Raw genomic sequence first — 1,558 nt, 5'->3', positions numbered from 1 at the left:
CTCGAACACGTTCCCAACCTTTTGGGGATACCTGTGTAAACCTTGAATTTTTCTTTGCTTCTTCGAGATCCTCGGTGTTTTTCTTTGCCTCATCTGAAAGTTGTTTCAGTCGTTTTTCTGAATCAATAAACATGATTTTTTCCCTCTGAAAATCCCATGCACTAACGTTGGTTCAAATCTAAGCCATCATGACACATCTGTGCAACACCTTGTTGCGTGTTGTCGCATCCAGGATGCGACAACGTTGTGTCACCCTGGATGCGACAGGTAAACAAAAAACACACTAAAAAAACAACAACTTACAAATCGGCGTAAAAGATCTATTCTAGGCAAGGGTGTTGCGCGCAACGCAACGCCCTTTGGGGGTGTCGGGGCGAAGCCCTGACCCAGTCACGTAGCGATAGCGGAGTGTATACTGGCTTACTCCTCTGCAAGCCTCGCCAGCCGTGATTTTTGCCAGATTTCGTGGTTTTCACGTTCAACAGCTCCTGCACGTTTTTTGCCGTCCGTTCACCGTTAAAACCCTCAGAAATCGGGACAGGATGTGCAAATGTAATACCGTCACCCGCGACGATATTCCGTTTGCCATCTGGTCAGGGCTTCGCCCCGACACCCCGCATCAGTGCGTACGTGCTCAATGTGGTTTCCGGTTCTCTTCCGCTTCCTCGCCCACTCGCTCACTAACGTTCGGTCGCTGGGGCTGCGGCGAGCGGTGCCACCTCTCGCATGTTGTCGGTGATTCCGCTGTTGTTCTTTCGGGGATAAGTCGTCAGATAGCCCTTCAAACGCGCTCAGAAGCTCTCAGACGCACGAAACGGGTTTTAAATGCCCGTCAGGGCATGGAAGGCGCGAAAAACGCTTACAGAGAGTCTCAGGAGGTCAGGCGCGCCGATACCCCTAACCAAGGGCTTTCAGGTCGCCAGGAACCGCGTCAGCCCGCTGCAAAGCCCATTTGCACGGAACAGGCAGCCACGCGGTTGGCAGGTGGTCGTAGACCGTCGGTGTTACAGCGATGGGGGTCTGGGGTTCTCCCCAGACGGTTTCCGGTTGCGCTCAAGGCGCTGCCGGAACCGTGGCGGCTCGGTCGTTCTGGAGATCGGGGAGCAAAAACACGCAAGGGATTTTGAGGCGGCAAAAGAGCAATGCAGGATAGACAATCATGGTCAGAACGTTAACACGTAGCCCCTGATTGTCCGCCTGCCGCTGGCTCAATTTGAAAACATGGCCATGATTCGGCGCTGAATATCACCGTCTTTGTTGACCAGTGTTTTAGTGACAAACGCCGCGTAGTTTGTAGATGTGTTGTATCCCTTCCAGACTTCATGTGGATCGAGGGCATACGCACAAACCTTACCAGCAACGGGGATTCTAACTAATGCATTTTTTGATTCTAAGTAATTGAGCCACCGAATAATTGTGCTTCTGCTAACACCCAATTTATCTGCTAAAAACTGCTGATCGGCAACAACAGCACCGCATGAGGGATCTATGTGCTCAGCTAAAAACGAGTAAAGCGGTATTGCTACAACTCCCTGCTTGTCCTTCGACAGTTCTCGGA

At 51.5% G+C, this 1,558-nt stretch carries 1 protein-coding gene; it reads right to left on the bottom strand.

Translation table 11 applies throughout. The features are described from left to right. Positions 1-1,208: 1,208 nt before the first annotated feature. The coding region (locus tag JNB91_RS30230) for a helix-turn-helix domain-containing protein (protein WP_220329112.1) at positions 1,209-1,558 on the bottom strand (350 nt) is incomplete at its 5' end.

It is taken from the genome of Aliirhizobium wenxiniae (assembly GCF_019511445.1).
GTDB classification, from domain to species: domain Bacteria; phylum Pseudomonadota; class Alphaproteobacteria; order Rhizobiales; family Rhizobiaceae; genus Neorhizobium; species Neorhizobium wenxiniae_A.
The sequence above is the reverse complement of the archived record's forward strand: the minus strand, read 5'-3'. Positions and strand labels throughout refer to the sequence as shown.